Raw genomic sequence first — 13,575 nt, forward strand, 5'->3', positions numbered from 1 at the left:
AAAACAAAAACCCCGCGGCCTGCGCCGCGGGGGTTTTGTTTTGCGCTGTCCCTGCTGCTCAGTGCGCGAGGATCGCCAGCAACAGCAGCGCCACGATGTTGGTGATCTTGATCATCGGGTTCACCGCGGGGCCGGCCGTGTCCTTGTAGGGATCGCCGACGGTGTCGCCGGTCACGGCGGACTTGTGGGCATCGGAGCCCTTGCCGCCGAAATGACCGTCCTCGATGTACTTCTTGGCGTTGTCCCAGGCGCCACCGCCCGAGGTCATGGAGATCGCGACGAAGAGACCCGTGACGATCACGCCGAGCAGCATGGCGCCGACGGCCGAGAATGCCGCCGACTTGCCGGCCGCGCCGCCGCCCGCGATCGCGTAGATCACGAAGTAGACGACGATCGGCGAGAGCACCGGCAAGAGCGAGGGGATGATCATCTCCTTGATCGCCGCCTTCGTCAAAAGATCGACCGCCTTGCCGTAGTCGGGCTTGTCGGTGCCCTGCATGATTCCCGGCTTCTCGCGGAACTGACGTCGGACCTCCTCGACGATCGCGCCGGCCGCACGGCCGACCGCAGTCATACCCATCGCGCCGAACAGATACGGCAGCAGACCACCGAACAGTAGGCCCACCACGACGTAGGGGTTGTTGAGCGAGAAGTCCGGATTGACCCCTGCGAAGTAGGTATGCTTCGCGGAGTCCGCAACGAAGAACTTGAGGTCCTGGTTGTAGGCCGCGAACAGCACCAGCGCACCGAGACCGGCGGAGCCGATCGCGTAGCCCTTGGTCACTGCCTTGGTGGTGTTGCCGACCGCGTCGAGCGCGTCGGTCGACTTGCGTACTTCCTTGGGCAGGCCCGCCATCTCGGCGATGCCGCCGGCGTTGTCGGTCACCGGGCCGAAGGCGTCGAGCGCGACGACCATGCCGGCGAGCGCCAGCATGGTGGCGGTCGCGATCGCGATGCCGAACAGGCCGGCAAGGCTGTAGGTGACGAGGATGCCGGCGATGATGACGATCGCGGGCAGCGCTGTCGCCTCCATCGAAACCGCAAGGCCCTGGATGACGTTGGTGCCGTGGCCGGTCACCGAGGCCTGGGCGATCGACTTCACCGGACGATAGTCGGTGCCGGTGTAGTACTCGGTGATCCAGATGATCAGCGCGGTCACGACGAGGCCGACCACGCCGCACTCGAACAGCGCCGCACCGGTGTAGTCGACACCCTCGAGCTTGCCGAAGCCGATCAGGTAGTAGATCACGCCGGCGATGCCGATCAGCGACAGGACGCCGGTTGCGATCAGGCCCTTGTAGAGCGCGCCCATGATCGACTGGCTCGGCCCGAGCTTCACGAAGAATGTGCCGATGATCGAGGTGATGATGCAGATGCCGCCGATCGCGAGCGGCAGCGTCATCATGCTGGCGAGGATCGGCGTCTTGGCGAAGAAGATCGCTGCCAGAACCATGGTGGCGACCGCGGTCACCGCGTAGGTCTCAAACAGGTCGGCGGCCATGCCGGCGCAGTCGCCGACGTTGTCACCGACGTTGTCGGCGATCGTCGCCGGATTGCGCGGATCGTCCTCGGGGATGCCGGCCTCGACCTTGCCGACGAGGTCGCCGCCGACGTCCGCACCCTTGGTGAAGATGCCGCCGCCGAGACGGGCGAAGATCGAGATCAGCGAGGCGCCGAAGCCGAGCGCCACCATGGCGTCGACGACGGTGCGGCTGTCAGGTGCAAGCTTCAGCGAATAGGTCAGGAAGCCGAAATAGAGGGTCACGCCGAGGAGCGCGAGGCCCGCGACCAGAAGGCCGGTAATGGCGCCAGCCTTGAAGGCGAGTTCGAGACCGCCGGCGAGCGACGTCGTCGCAGCCTGCGCGGTGCGCACGTTGGCGCGAACCGAGACGTTCATGCCGATGAAGCCAGCGGCTCCCGACAGGATGGCGCCGATGGCAAAGCCGACGGCGACGTAGATACCCAGGAAATAGGCGAGCAGCACGAAGATGACAATGCCGACGATGCCGATCGTCGTGTACTGGCGTCGCAGGTAGGCCTGAGCGCCCTCGCGGACCGCTGCGGCGATTTCCTGCATGCGCGGCGACCCCGCATCCGCGCCCAACACCGAAGACGTAGCCCAGATCGCGTAGACGACAGAGAGCACTCCGCAGAGCACTATCAACCATAATGCTGTCATGTGAATTTTGCCTCAGATCCTTGATGTACCCCCAGCGCCGATTCTTTCCCGTTGTGACGGAGTGGCGCCTTAACGCGGGACCGCTCCTCCCCAAAAGGAGCAGCCCCGATGGGCGGGGACCTTGCCAAATCCGCCATGCCCGTGCAACGCCGCAGGCGCGAAAATCGTCGATCTCGACAGGTCCTTAGGTCGTAGGCGTCCGTTTCGCGGAAATTGCTAGAAGTGGCTGTAGGACAGCCGCTTGAGGACCAGTTCCCGGCCCGCGCCATCCAGGAAGCGCGGGGCCTCATTTCCCGGCACTATCGTTCCGATGGCGGTCACGGCCACGCCCAGCGCCCGCCCGGCCACAATCAGGTCGGCGCAGCGCGACTCAGGAACAGTGCACAGAAGCTCATAGTCATCGCCACCGGACAGCAGCGCCTCGATCCCGACGGCGGTGCGCGCAACGAGGCCGGCGGCCGGCGCCGACAGGGGCACGCTGGCCGTATCGATCGTGGCTGATACGCCTGAGGCTGCGCAGAGCTTGGCGAGATCGCCGGCAAGCCCGTCAGAGACATCCATCGCAGCGCTCGCACAGTCGCGCACGGCCTGCGCCAGCGCGTTGCGCGGTTGCGGGATTCGGTAGCGCGCGACCACGACGTCCCGTGCGGCCGGATCGGATGCCAGCGCCTTCGCGGCAGCATCGCCCTTGAGCACCGCGAGACCGAGTGCGGCATCGCCGATCGTGCCGGTCACCATGATGCGGTCACCGGCTTTGGCCCCGGTGCGGCCGACCATCCGCCCCAGGGGCACGCGGCCGAAGGCCGTGATCGAGATCATCTGCGGTCCGGGCGTGGAGACCGTGTCGCCGCCAAGCAGCGGGCACGTGAAGTTCTTGGCATCCTCGCCGAGCGCATCGGCAAACGGCTTCAGCCAGGCATCGTCCTTGCTGCGGAGCGCCAGCGTCAGCACGAAGCCTGCCGGCGTGGCGCCCTTCGCCGCAAGATCGGACAGGTTCACCCGCAACGCCTTGCGGGCGATGGTATCGGGCGGGTCGCTAGCGAGATAATGCACGCCTTCGACCACGGCGTCCGTGGTGACGACGATGTCCTCGCCGGAGGATTTCAGGATGGCGGCATCATCGACCAGCCCGAATGCGCCGGGGTCAGTCGCCAGCGGCTTGAAATAGCGCGCGATAAGCGAGTCTTCGCCGGAGATATTTGTAGCGTTTGCCATCGGCCTATCCACACGCACCACTGTCATCGCCCGGCTTGACCGGGCGATCCAGTAGGCCGAGACGCCCGAGATCAATTACCGCTGCCGCGGCGTACTGGATCACCCGCTTTCGCGGGTGATGACAGCGGAATGTGTAACGACTACCGCCCGAACTCGTCGCCGCGGAAGTGGCGGCCAATCTGGTCGAGCACCGCGTTGACCATGCCGGTCTCCTCGCGATCGACGAAAGCATTGGCGACGTCGACATATTCGGAGACCACGACGCGGCCCGGCACGTCCTTGCGATGCTCCAACTCGTAGGCCCCTGCCCGCAGCACTGCGCGCAGGATCGCCTCGATACGCTTCAGGGGCCAGCCCTTCGACAGCGCCTCGTCGATCAGGGGATCGAGCTTCTTCTGGTCGCGCACGACGCCCGAGACGACGTCACGAAAGAAGGCAGCTTCCGCCGGCAGATACTTATCGCCTTCGACCTCGTTGCCGAGCCAATGGCTCTCGAACTCGGCAAAGATGTCATTGATGCCGGCGCCCGCAATGTCCATCTGGTAGAGCGCCTGCACGGCGGCGAGCCGAGCGGCGCCGCGTCGGTTCGCCTTTTTCTCCACCCCGCCGGGCTGTTTCTTGCTGGTGTCCGCCATGGCTCAGGCCCGCGCCAGGCGGCGCTTGATGCGCAGCATGGCAAGCGCCGCGCGCGCGGCATCGCCACCCTTGTTGAGCTCGCTGGCGCGAGCCCGGGCCCAGGCCTGCTCCTCGGTGTTGACGGTGAGGATGCCATTGCCGAGCGGCAGCTTGCGCGCCACGGCAAGATCCATCAGCGCGCGCGAGGATTCCTGCGAGACGATCTCGAAATGGATGGTGTCGCCGCGGATCACGCAACCGAGCGCGATCACGGCGTCATAGGGTTTCCCGTTGCTCGCAGCAGCGTCGACCGCGATGGCCACGGCCGCGGGGATTTCCAGCGCGCCGGGAACCGTGATCACGTCATGGGTGAGACCGGCCGCCATCAGCTCGGCGACCACGCCTTCCAGAAGCGCATCCTGGAGGTCGTCATAGAAGCGCGCTTCGACAATCAGCGCACGCGCGCCGGAAATGTCGGTCTGGTCCTTCAGGGGTGCGCGCCGCGCGTCTGCCATCGTTCAATCCGTTCTACTGAGGTCGGCGCGTTATGTAGTCGCCGCAAGCGGTTAAGCCAAGTTCAAAAGACGCTATCGCCGCGAATGGCGGCGGCGCCGTCACTTCATTTCGGTCAGCCGCGCCGCATAGCGGGCCATCAGATCGACCTCGATATTGACCTCGTCCCCGGTGCGCCATGCACCAATGGTTGTGATGCTGAGGGTGTGCGGGATGATCAGGACCGAAAAGGTCACGTCCTTGACCGTATTGATGGTCAAGGACACGCCGTCCAGCGTGATCGAGCCCTTGGTCGCGATGAAACGCGCGAGCTCCCGCGTGGTCTTGAGCTCGAACCGCGCCATATCGGGCAAATCCTCGCGACTGACGAGGGTCGCGATCCCGTCGGCGTGGCCTGCGACGATGTGACCGCCGAGTTCGTCGCCGATCTTGAGCGCGCGCTCGAGATTGAGCTTCGTACCCGTCTTCCAGTGCTTTGCCGTCGTCAGCGCCAGCGTCTCGGCAGCCGCGTCAACGTCAAACCAGGTTTTGCCACCTTCGACGCCGGAAGCCACCACCGTCAAGCAGACGCCGTTGCAGGCGATCGAGGCGCCATCGGCGATGGTCGCACGATCGTAGCGGCAGGCGATGCGCAAGCGATGCAACTGGCCCTGCGCCGTCGGCGTCAGGCTGACGATCTCGCCGATATCAGTGACAATGCCGGTGAACATTAAGCGCGCTCGTAGATGGTGAGAGTATCCCTGTCGAATGTTTCGCTAGCATGAACCCTGAAGGCGGGCGACTGCGTGATTTTCGACAGGGGCAATGCATCGAGCGCATCGACGCCATGGGCGCCGATCGCTTCCGTCCCACGGAACAGCCAGATTTCATCCACCAGATCGGCCGCGACGAAGGACGAGGCCACGTGGCTGCCGCCCTCGACCATCAGCCGTGTGATGCCTTTCTCGGCCAGTGCCTGCAGTATCGCAGGAAGATCGAGCCCCGGCGTGCTGCCGGGCGGCATGCGCATGACCTGGGCGCCGGCCGCGCCGAGCCGCGTGGCTGAGGCAGCTTCCGCCAGCTCCGAGCCGATCACCCACAGCGGCGCCTCGCGTGCGGAATGGACGAGTTGGCTCGACGCCGGAATGCGAAAATTCCGGTCGAGCACGATGCGCACCGGAGAACGTGCTTCCATGCCCGGCAGGCGGCACGTCAGGAGTGGATCGTCCGCAAGCACCGTGCCGATGCCAACCAGGATGGCATCACTCTGCGCACGCAGGAGGTGCACGCGGTTGCGCGCAGCCTCCCCCGTGATCGCGACCGGCTTGCCGCCGGCGGCCCCGATCTTGTCGTCGGGCGAGACCGCAAGCTTCAGGATTACATGCGGGCGCTTGTCGCGGATGCGGCGGAAATGGCCGGCATGGTCGTAGGCCGCTTCCACAGCACAGAGCCCGACATCGACGGCTATGCCAGCGGCGCGCAAGCGCGCGTGGCCTTGTCCTGCGACCTCCGGATTGGGATCCTCGATCGCCGCCACCACGCGCTTGACGCCAGCCGCAATCACGGCGTCCGCGCAAGGCGGCGACTTGCCGAAATGCGAACAGGGTTCGAGCGTGACGTAGAGTGTGGCGCCGCGGGCCGCCTCGCCCGTGCGCCGCAGCGCCTCGCGCTCGGCATGCGGACGGCCGCCCGGTTGCGTCCAGCCGCGACCGACGATCACGCCGTCCTTGACGATGACGGCGCCGACGGCAGGGTTCGGCGAGGTGCGCCCCTGCCCGCGCCGGCCGAGCGCCAGCGCAAGCTGCATGAAGCGACGATCGGCGTCTTTGGACTCACGGGCCTTCTGCGCGAGCTGATCCTCCAGGATGCGGAAGATCATTTGCGTATCGCGGCGAGCCGCGCTTCCTCCTCACCGGAAAGCTCGCCGAGCACGTCGGCAAAATCCTTGGCCTCGCGGAAATTGCGGTAGACGGAGGCGAAGCGCACATAGGCGACGTCGTCGAGCGTGCGCAGATGCTCCATCACCGTCTCGCCGATCACCTCCGAGGAGATCTCGGCTTCGCCGGCAGTCTCGAGCTCGCGCACGATGGCAGAAACCATCTTCTCCACCCGCTCGGGCTCGACCGGCCGCTTGCGCAAGGAGATCTGCACCGAGCGCATCAGCTTGTCGCGATCGAACGGCACGCGGCGGCTGTTGCGCTTGATCACGGTGAGCTCGCGAAGTTGCACGCGCTCAAAGGTGGTGAAGCGGAAATTGCAGGCGACGCAGATGCGGCGCCTGCGGATCACGGACGAATCCTCGGTCGGACGCGAGTCCTTCACCTGCGTATCGAGACTGTTGCAGTTGGGACAGCGCATCCGCTTGTTATCCGGCTTTACTGGTAGATCGGGAAACGATCGGTGAGCGCCTTGACCCGTTCCTTGATCGCGGCTTCCACCAGCGGCGCCTTGCCGTCGGACGACTGCGCGATGGCGTTCAGAACTTCAGCGATCAAGCCACCGACCTGCTTGAACTCGGCAACGCCGAAGCCGCGGGTGGTCGCCGCCGGCGTGCCGAGACGCAGGCCCGAGGTGACGAACGGCGTCTCGGGATCGAAGGGGATGCCGTTCTTGTTGCAGGTGATGGCCGCGCGGACCAGCGCCTTCTCCGAGACGTTGCCCTTCAGGCCTTTCGGCCTGAGGTCAACCAGCATCAGATGGTTGTCGGTACCGCCGGACACGATATCGAGCCCGTGGCCGCGCAGCGTTTCCGCGAGAGCCTTGGCGTTCTCGACGATGTTTTTGGCGTAGACCTTGAAGTCCGGCCGCAGCGCCTCGCCGAATGCGACCGCCTTCGCTGCGATCACATGCATCAGCGGCCCACCCTGGAGGCCCGGGAAGATCGCCGAGTTGAGCTTCTTGGTCAGCGTCTCGTCATTCCACAGGATCAGGCCGCCGCGCGGACCGCGCAGCGACTTGTGGGTCGTGGTGGTGGTGACGTGGGCATGAGGCACTGGCGAAGCATGCACGCCACCGGCCACGAGGCCCGCGAAATGCGCCATGTCGACCAGGAGGTACGCGCCGACGCTGTCGGCGATCTCACGAAAACGCTTGAAGTCCCAGGCGCGCGAATAGGCCGAGCCGCCGGCGATGATCAGCTTCGGCTTGACCGTTTCGGCCTGCTTGGCGACCGCATCCATATCGATGATCTGGTCCTCGCGCCGCACCGTGTAGTGCGAGGCCTTGAACCACTTGCCGCTCATGTTGACGGGCGAACCGTGAGTGAGATGGCCGCCGGCGGCCAGATCAAGGCCCATGAAGGTGTCGCCAGGCTGCATCAGCGCCAGGAACACGGCCTGATTCATCTGGCTGCCCGAGTTCGGCTGCACGTTGGCAAAGTTGGCGCCGAACAGCCGCTTGGCGCGATCGATCGCAAGATTCTCGGCAACGTCGACCCATTCACAACCGCCGTAGTATCGCGCGCCGGGGTAACCTTCCGCATATTTGTTGGTCATCACCGAACCCTGCGCTTCCAGCACGGCCCGGCTGACGATGTTCTCGGAGGCGATCAGCTCGACCTCGTGGCGCTGACGGCCCAGCTCGCCCTTGATGGCGGCGGCGATTTCCGGGTCGGCCTGCTCAACGGAGGCCGTGAAAAACGAATCGGGCGCGGAGGCGGTTTTTGCGGAAGTCATCGGCGAATATCTCCAACGCCGCAGCCTTTTTGGCGGGCTACGGTCGGTCTTGTGTGGCGGTTGGAAGCACGCGCGATCTACCACATCGGCTCGCCCCGGCCAAGCTTTTGCGGGTCGGGGACGACAATTATGCCAGATATGGTGGGGATCGGGGGATCTGGAGGCCCGAAAGACGAATTCGCCTGCGCTGGGATGCTGGCCAATCGTTAACGGCCGGCCGCTGTCACGCCCGCCGACCGGCGCCCAGACGGCGCCGGCAACCGCTTCCTCCGGCTTTGAGATGGACTTGGCCGCCTCTCCTCACAAACCGGTATAACCAGCCTTCACCGGGTCGATGCTGCCGTCGAGCTCACGAAGATAGGTCAGACCGCAGACCGTCAACCGATGCGTGTCCTTCTCGCCCGCCTCAACCAGCGTATTGAGGTAGTTCGTCACCTTGGCCCTCGCCTCCTCACTCGCCGCAGCGGTGCGGTTGGCCAAGAGGTCATAGGTCTTCATGATGCGGTCGATGGCGGCTTCCATGGCATCCTCTGCTTGGTCCGAATTTTGGGGAACGCTGTCAGGCAAACGCGCCAGCCTCGAAGGCAGCTTCGAATTTGGCGATCGCCTTGTTGGCGAGCCTGATCTTGTTGAATTCGCCGTGCTGGAACAGTTGCACGATGATCTTCAACAGCCGCTCATCGGTGACGAGCGTATCGGGGAGTGCACCGGCTCTGCGCAGATAATTCGCGGCGATGGCATAAGCCTCGCTCACGATCTCCACGTTCATCGTCTGTAGTCCGCGCTCGACCAGCATCGCACGCCTCCGATCCGGAGGGGATAAGCCGCGAGCTGACGGCTGGTTCCGCAAACGAGTTACTTTTTTCGCAGGTGCAAAAACACAAAACGCGCCGGTCCGGGCAAAGCCGGGCCGGCGCGATTGGGGAAGTTCAGGCACGTTCGGAAAGGCACGCCGGTCTTGTTTGGGGCCGGCTTAGCCTTGATCCTTCCGAAAAAATCAGAGCCGATATAGGATCTGGTCGGTCCAGAACCGCTCGAGGCGATGCAGCGACTTGTTCAGCGTGGAGAACTCCTCGCCCGAGATGCCGCCGACCTGCTCCACCGTCTTGACGTGCTTCTGGTAGAGAGCGTCGACGATGCGGCGAACTTCCTGGCCCTGCGGGGTCAGACGGATGCGCACCGAGCGGCGATCAACGCGCGAGCGCTGATGATCGAGGAAGCCGAGTTCGACGAGCTTCTTCAGATTGTAGGAGACGTTGGAGCCGAGATAGTAGCCGCGCGTACGCAGCTCGCCTGCGGTCAGCTCCTTGTCGCCGATGTTGTAGAGCAAGAGCGCCTGCACCGAGTTGATGTCGGCGCGGCCGCGACGATCGAATTCATCCTTGATGACGTCGAGCAAGCGGCGATGCAGCCGCTCCACCAGAGTCAAAGCTTCCAGATAGAGCGACTGCACCGAGCCCTGCTGGCCGGCGACGCGCTCTGCGGTATCTGCCGCAGTTGCGACGGCTTTCATCATGACACTTCCCCTGTTGTCGTTTTTGTCGACACTTATTCGACGAAACTTTTGTCTCGCCTGATAGCTGCAACTTAAGGGGAGGCGTTTGAAGATCAGCTTAAATAAGAGAATAAAGAGATCATGAATTTAAGACAGTGAATCGCGGATTAAGCCTGTGCAACAAGGACTTTTCGCAACCCTCTGTTGACGGTGGCAAGGTCCTGTTCACCCTCCGTCCGCACCACTTGTCGCATTCCAGAACAGCCCTGCCCTGTTTCGAAACGGGCGCGTAAGAGCTGTGGCGGATCACGCGGGATCTTCGAAAACTTGCCTCAAATTCGAGGCAACGATCGATCAACCAAGAGCAATATTCTCGTGCGCCGGACAAGCGCAGCGAAGCGGAGCGCAGAGCCGGGACCGAGATGCCGCGTAGCAGATCGTGGGCCGCCGGCTCAGCAGCGCATCACTGCATGCTGCGCTGCGTCCGGGGTACGAGGGCTTGTGTATCGACGTCTATGGCGGGCGCTCGCGCGCGGCCATCCAGGCGAGCGCGAGATAAGCGGCGAGCATGAAGGCTTCGACCGCGACCACAATGAGACTGCCGCCATAGATGCCGGGGAACATCAATTCGATCACCGCCATCGACACCACAGTCGTGAGCCACACGACAGCGCCCCAGGGCGTGGCGAGCCACAGGCCGACGGCAGCGACGAGCTCGATCACGGCGAAGTAGACGGTCGCGGCTTGCCAGGCCATCGACTGGTTCTCGAACGCATCGTCCTCACCGCCAACGAAGCCAGTCACCTGCGCCCAGTGATAGAGACCCTTCAGGATCGAGAGCAGCGCCATCACGCGCAGGAACAGCACGAGCCGCCGCGTCCAGACGTTCTCGTCGGACTCTGGCCGCTCGGACGACAGAGCAGCTACCGACATTGCGCCGTCTCTTGCGCTGTCGCGGGCGGCATCGCGGGTTGAGATCTCGGACATGGCTCCCCTTCTGGCCGCTTCGCCCGGCAAAATCAATCGGTCTGCTACCGGGTTGCGGAAGGTCAAGCCGCGGTGACGGGAACCATGCGAGCTGGTATAAGAATAATTCTAGTTCGGCATGATCCGGAAAAGTGTGCAGCGGTTTTCCGAAAAGACCATGCCCAAACAACAACTAAGCGCGATGATAAATCATCGCGCTGGAGAGACCTACGATGGCGATCAAGTACGGACGTCCGATCGAATTACGCGAGGTGGCGCGCGGAAGCGCGGCGGCCGCCTCTGCCAAAGATCTAGGCCTGGATCTGATCGTCCGCCCGCGCCGCAACCGCAAGGCAGAATGGGCGCGGCGCCTGGTGCGCGAGAACGTGCTGACCACCGACGATCTGATCTGGCCGCTGTTCCTGATCGATGGCAGCAACAAGCGCGAGGCAGTCAACTCGATGCCGGGCGTCGAGCGGCTCAGCGTCGACCAGGCGGTGCGTGAGGCCGAGCGCGCGATGAAGCTGACGATCCCCTGCCTCGCGCTGTTTCCCTACACGGAAGCCTCGCTGCGCGACGAGCACGGATCGGAAGCTACCAATCCGGACAACCTCGTCTGCCAGGCCGTGCGCGCGATCAAGAAGGAATTCCCTGACATCGGCATCCTCTGCGACGTCGCGCTCGATCCCTTCACCAGCCATGGCCATGACGGCCTGATCGCCGACGGCCGGATCCTGAACGACGAAACGGTGGCCGTGCTCGTGCATCAGGCGCTGGTGCAGGCGGAGGCTGGCTGCGATATCATCGCTCCGTCAGACATGATGGATGGTCGCGTCGGCGCGATCCGCGAGGAGCTCGACCGTGCCGGCCTGCTCGACGTGCAGATCATGGCCTATGCGGCGAAATACGCCTCCGCCTTCTACGGCCCGTTCCGCGACGCCATCGGCTCGGCCAAGACGCTTGTAGGCGACAAGCGCACCTATCAGATGGACAGCGCCAACACCGATGAAGCACTGCGCGAGGTCGAGCTCGACATCGCCGAAGGCGCCGACATGGTGATGGTGAAGCCTGGCATGCCCTATCTCGACGTCGTGCGGCGGGTGAAGGACACTTTTGCAATGCCGACCTTCGCCTACCAGGTCTCCGGCGAATACGCGATGATCGCGGCAGCCGCCGGCAACGGCTGGCTCGACGGCGAGCGCGCGATGATGGAGAGCCTCCTCGCCTTCAAGCGTGCCGGCGCCGACGGCGTGCTGACGTATTTCGCGCCGAAGGCGGCGGAGAAGATCAGAGCGCAGAGTTAATACAACTCCCGTCATTCTGGGGCGGTCCCGCAGGACCGAACCCGGAATGACAGTGCCCACGTTCACCGCCCCCGAATCGCCGGAATATTTCCGCTTGTTGGTCACCGCGGCCTTGGCAGGGGGATGGCCTGATCCCATGTGCTGCCACGGGTGTTTCCGATCGGAAGGACGGATTATGTCGTATTCGGACGCGGGCAATTCGGGCCCCAACTCGAGTCCCTGGCGCAATGGTGGCGGGGTTCCGCCGCATGCCTACGATCCCTACCTCCAGCCGGAGCTGTTCCGCGGCGTGTCGACCCGACGGGTCTTCGCATTCCTGATCGACCTCATCGTGATTTCGGTCCCGGTCATCCTTGGCTATGTCTTCATCGCCGTGTTCGGCGTGGTCACGCTCGGCCTCGGCTGGGCGCTGTTCTGGCTCGCCTGGCCGGCCTCGGTGATCTGGGCCGTGGTTTATTACGGCGCCTGCATCGGCGGTCCGCATTCCGCTACGGTCGGCATGCGGGTGATGGACCTGGAGTTGCGCACCTGGTACGGCGCGCCCGGCTATTTCGTACTCGGCGCCATGCACGCGGTGCTGTTCTGGGTGTCGATCTCGTTCCTGACGCCGCTCGTGGTCCTGGTCGGCCTGTTCAACGGCCGCCGGCGCTTGTTGCACGACATCGTGCTGGGAACTGTCGTCATCAATAACTCCGTCCGCTCGCCCGTTCCGCAGACCGCCAGAACCTACTAGAGCGCCTCTTAAACCACCTTGTAAGCTGACCGATTGACCATGGGCCTCCGTAGCGCGATGCTGATACCCGTTTCGGAGGCCCACGACGTCCCTTGACCCAGCACTCGCGCGACACCCCCCAATTCTACCTTACGGCGCCATCGCCCTGCCCGTATCTGCCGGGCCGGCATGAGCGCAAGGTGTTTACGCACCTCGTTGGGGACCGCGCCGGCGACCTCAACGACCTCCTGACCCACGGCGGCTTCCGCCGCAGCCAGTCGATCGCCTACAGGCCCGCTTGCGACCAATGCCGGGCCTGCGTCTCGGTCCGGGTGGTCGCCAACGAGTTCCGCCCGTCCCGCAACTTCCGCAAGGTGATGGCGCGCAACGCCGACGTCATCGGCGAGCAGCGCAGCGCGGTCCCGACCTCGGAGCAGTATTCGGTGTTCCGCGCCTATCTCGACTCCCGCCACCGCCATGGCGGGATGGCCGACATGACCGTGCTCGACTACGCCATGATGGTCGAGGACAGCCATGTCGAGACCCGCATCATCGAGTACCGCAAGCGCGACCCCGACAGCGGCATCACCGGCCGCGGCGAGGAGCTGCTCGCGGTGGCGCTGACCGACGTGCTCAGCGACGGGCTGTCGATGGTCTATTCCTTCTTCGAGCCGAGCCAGGTCAGCCGCTCGCTCGGCACCTTCATGATCCTCGACCACATCGCCCGCGCGCGGCGCCAGGGCCTGCCCTATGTCTATCTCGGCTACTGGATCGAGGGCTCGAAGAAGATGGACTACAAGGCGCGCTTCCTGCCGCAGCAGCGCCTCGCACCCTCCGGATGGCTGCGCATCGACGCACAAGGCGACACGGCGTCAGAGCCGCAGGATTAAGCGCGTGTTCGCGCGTCGCGCCGGGGTGCAGCG

The 13,575-nt window shown here is 64.4% G+C and carries 15 protein-coding genes; 3 read left to right on the top strand and 12 right to left on the bottom strand.

The window, feature by feature from the left end:
* Positions 1-58: 58 nt before the first annotated feature.
* From SO180_RS20665 to SO180_RS20720, 12 genes are all read right to left on the bottom strand, one after another.
* Positions 59-2,179, bottom strand: coding sequence for a sodium-translocating pyrophosphatase (locus SO180_RS20665; protein WP_449380678.1), 2,121 nt, complete (start codon positions 2,177-2,179; stop codon positions 59-61).
* 216 nt (positions 2,180-2,395) lie between these two features.
* A complete protein-coding gene (gene thiL / locus SO180_RS20670) occupies positions 2,396-3,394 on the bottom strand; it encodes a thiamine-phosphate kinase (RefSeq protein WP_449380679.1) in 999 nt (332 codons plus the stop codon).
* A gap of 140 nt (positions 3,395-3,534) precedes the next feature.
* Entirely contained in the window at positions 3,535-4,029 is a 495-nt protein-coding gene (gene nusB, locus SO180_RS20675) for a transcription antitermination factor NusB (protein ID WP_284263106.1), read from the bottom strand.
* Between the two features lie 3 nt (positions 4,030-4,032).
* Positions 4,033-4,524: a 6,7-dimethyl-8-ribityllumazine synthase gene (gene ribH / locus SO180_RS20680; RefSeq protein WP_449380680.1), complete on the bottom strand. Its 492-nt coding sequence runs from the start codon at positions 4,522-4,524 to the stop codon at positions 4,033-4,035.
* A 99-nt stretch (positions 4,525-4,623) separates the two neighbouring features.
* The gene (locus tag SO180_RS20685; RefSeq protein WP_449380681.1) at positions 4,624-5,232 is read right to left on the bottom strand and encodes a riboflavin synthase; all 609 of its coding nucleotides are present in this window, start codon (positions 5,230-5,232) and stop codon (positions 4,624-4,626) included.
* The gene (gene ribD, locus SO180_RS20690; protein ID WP_449380682.1) at positions 5,232-6,380 is read right to left on the bottom strand and encodes a bifunctional diaminohydroxyphosphoribosylaminopyrimidine deaminase/5-amino-6-(5-phosphoribosylamino)uracil reductase RibD; all 1,149 of its coding nucleotides are present in this window, start codon (positions 6,378-6,380) and stop codon (positions 5,232-5,234) included. The genes SO180_RS20685 and ribD overlap by 1 nt, the downstream gene beginning before the upstream one ends.
* Positions 6,377-6,859 carry a transcriptional regulator NrdR gene (gene nrdR / locus SO180_RS20695; RefSeq protein ID WP_449380683.1) on the bottom strand — a complete coding sequence of 161 codons (483 nt, stop codon included), beginning with the start codon at positions 6,857-6,859 and terminating at the stop codon, positions 6,377-6,379. Before nrdR ends, ribD begins: the two co-directional genes overlap by 4 nt.
* A 17-nt stretch (positions 6,860-6,876) precedes the next feature.
* Positions 6,877-8,175 carry a serine hydroxymethyltransferase gene (gene glyA / locus SO180_RS20700; protein WP_449380684.1) on the bottom strand — a complete coding sequence of 433 codons (1,299 nt, stop codon included), beginning with the start codon at positions 8,173-8,175 and terminating at the stop codon, positions 6,877-6,879.
* A gap of 300 nt (positions 8,176-8,475) precedes the next feature.
* Complete coding sequence (locus SO180_RS20705; protein ID WP_449380685.1) at positions 8,476-8,697, bottom strand: hypothetical protein; 222 nt, start codon at positions 8,695-8,697, stop codon at positions 8,476-8,478.
* 37 nt (positions 8,698-8,734) lie between these two features.
* Positions 8,735-8,971, bottom strand: a complete 237-nt coding sequence (locus tag SO180_RS20710; RefSeq protein WP_449380686.1) for a hypothetical protein — start codon at positions 8,969-8,971, stop codon at positions 8,735-8,737.
* A 201-nt stretch (positions 8,972-9,172) separates the two neighbouring features.
* Entirely contained in the window at positions 9,173-9,691 is a 519-nt protein-coding gene (ldtR, locus tag SO180_RS20715) for a transcriptional regulator LdtR (RefSeq protein WP_027522899.1), read from the bottom strand.
* A gap of 492 nt (positions 9,692-10,183) precedes the next feature.
* Positions 10,184-10,657 carry a DUF6163 family protein gene (locus SO180_RS20720; RefSeq protein WP_449380687.1) on the bottom strand — a complete coding sequence of 158 codons (474 nt, stop codon included), beginning with the start codon at positions 10,655-10,657 and terminating at the stop codon, positions 10,184-10,186.
* Between the two features lie 212 nt (positions 10,658-10,869).
* On the opposite strand from SO180_RS20720, the gene hemB reads away from it, so the two are divergent.
* From hemB to SO180_RS20735, 3 genes are all read left to right on the top strand, one after another.
* A complete protein-coding gene (gene hemB / locus SO180_RS20725) occupies positions 10,870-11,940 on the top strand; it encodes a porphobilinogen synthase (RefSeq protein WP_449380688.1) in 1,071 nt (356 codons plus the stop codon).
* A 175-nt stretch (positions 11,941-12,115) separates the two neighbouring features.
* Complete coding sequence (locus tag SO180_RS20730; RefSeq protein ID WP_449380689.1) at positions 12,116-12,673, top strand: RDD family protein; 558 nt, start codon at positions 12,116-12,118, stop codon at positions 12,671-12,673.
* 92 nt (positions 12,674-12,765) lie between these two features.
* Positions 12,766-13,542, top strand: a complete 777-nt coding sequence (locus tag SO180_RS20735; protein WP_449380690.1) for an arginyltransferase — start codon at positions 12,766-12,768, stop codon at positions 13,540-13,542.
* Positions 13,543-13,575: the final 33 nt, after the last annotated feature.

The sequence above is a fragment of the Bradyrhizobium sp. UFLA05-112 genome (assembly GCF_053572325.1).

What these genes read in the sequence shown, in the direction of transcription:
- hemB (WP_449380688.1), top strand. Translation starts at nt 10,870, where the DNA reads ATGGCGATCAAGTACGGACGTCCGATCGAATTACGCGAGGTGGCGCGC.
- nrdR (WP_449380683.1), bottom strand. Translation starts at nt 6,859, where the DNA reads ATGCGCTGTCCCAACTGCAACAGTCTCGATACGCAGGTGAAGGACTCG.
- ribH (WP_449380680.1), bottom strand. Translation starts at nt 4,524, where the DNA reads ATGGCAGACGCGCGGCGCGCACCCCTGAAGGACCAGACCGACATTTCC.
- glyA (WP_449380684.1), bottom strand. Translation starts at nt 8,175, where the DNA reads ATGACTTCCGCAAAAACCGCCTCCGCGCCCGATTCGTTTTTCACGGCC.
- SO180_RS20730 (WP_449380689.1), top strand. Translation starts at nt 12,116, where the DNA reads ATGTCGTATTCGGACGCGGGCAATTCGGGCCCCAACTCGAGTCCCTGG.
- nusB (WP_284263106.1), bottom strand. Translation starts at nt 4,029, where the DNA reads ATGGCGGACACCAGCAAGAAACAGCCCGGCGGGGTGGAGAAAAAGGCG.
- SO180_RS20720 (WP_449380687.1), bottom strand. Translation starts at nt 10,657, where the DNA reads ATGTCCGAGATCTCAACCCGCGATGCCGCCCGCGACAGCGCAAGAGAC.
- SO180_RS20710 (WP_449380686.1), bottom strand. Translation starts at nt 8,971, where the DNA reads ATGCTGGTCGAGCGCGGACTACAGACGATGAACGTGGAGATCGTGAGC.
- SO180_RS20705 (WP_449380685.1), bottom strand. Translation starts at nt 8,697, where the DNA reads ATGGAAGCCGCCATCGACCGCATCATGAAGACCTATGACCTCTTGGCC.
- thiL (WP_449380679.1), bottom strand. Translation starts at nt 3,394, where the DNA reads ATGGCAAACGCTACAAATATCTCCGGCGAAGACTCGCTTATCGCGCGC.
- ribD (WP_449380682.1), bottom strand. Translation starts at nt 6,380, where the DNA reads ATGATCTTCCGCATCCTGGAGGATCAGCTCGCGCAGAAGGCCCGTGAG.
- SO180_RS20685 (WP_449380681.1), bottom strand. Translation starts at nt 5,232, where the DNA reads ATGTTCACCGGCATTGTCACTGATATCGGCGAGATCGTCAGCCTGACG.
- SO180_RS20665 (WP_449380678.1), bottom strand. Translation starts at nt 2,179, where the DNA reads ATGACAGCATTATGGTTGATAGTGCTCTGCGGAGTGCTCTCTGTCGTC.
- ldtR (WP_027522899.1), bottom strand. Translation starts at nt 9,691, where the DNA reads ATGATGAAAGCCGTCGCAACTGCGGCAGATACCGCAGAGCGCGTCGCC.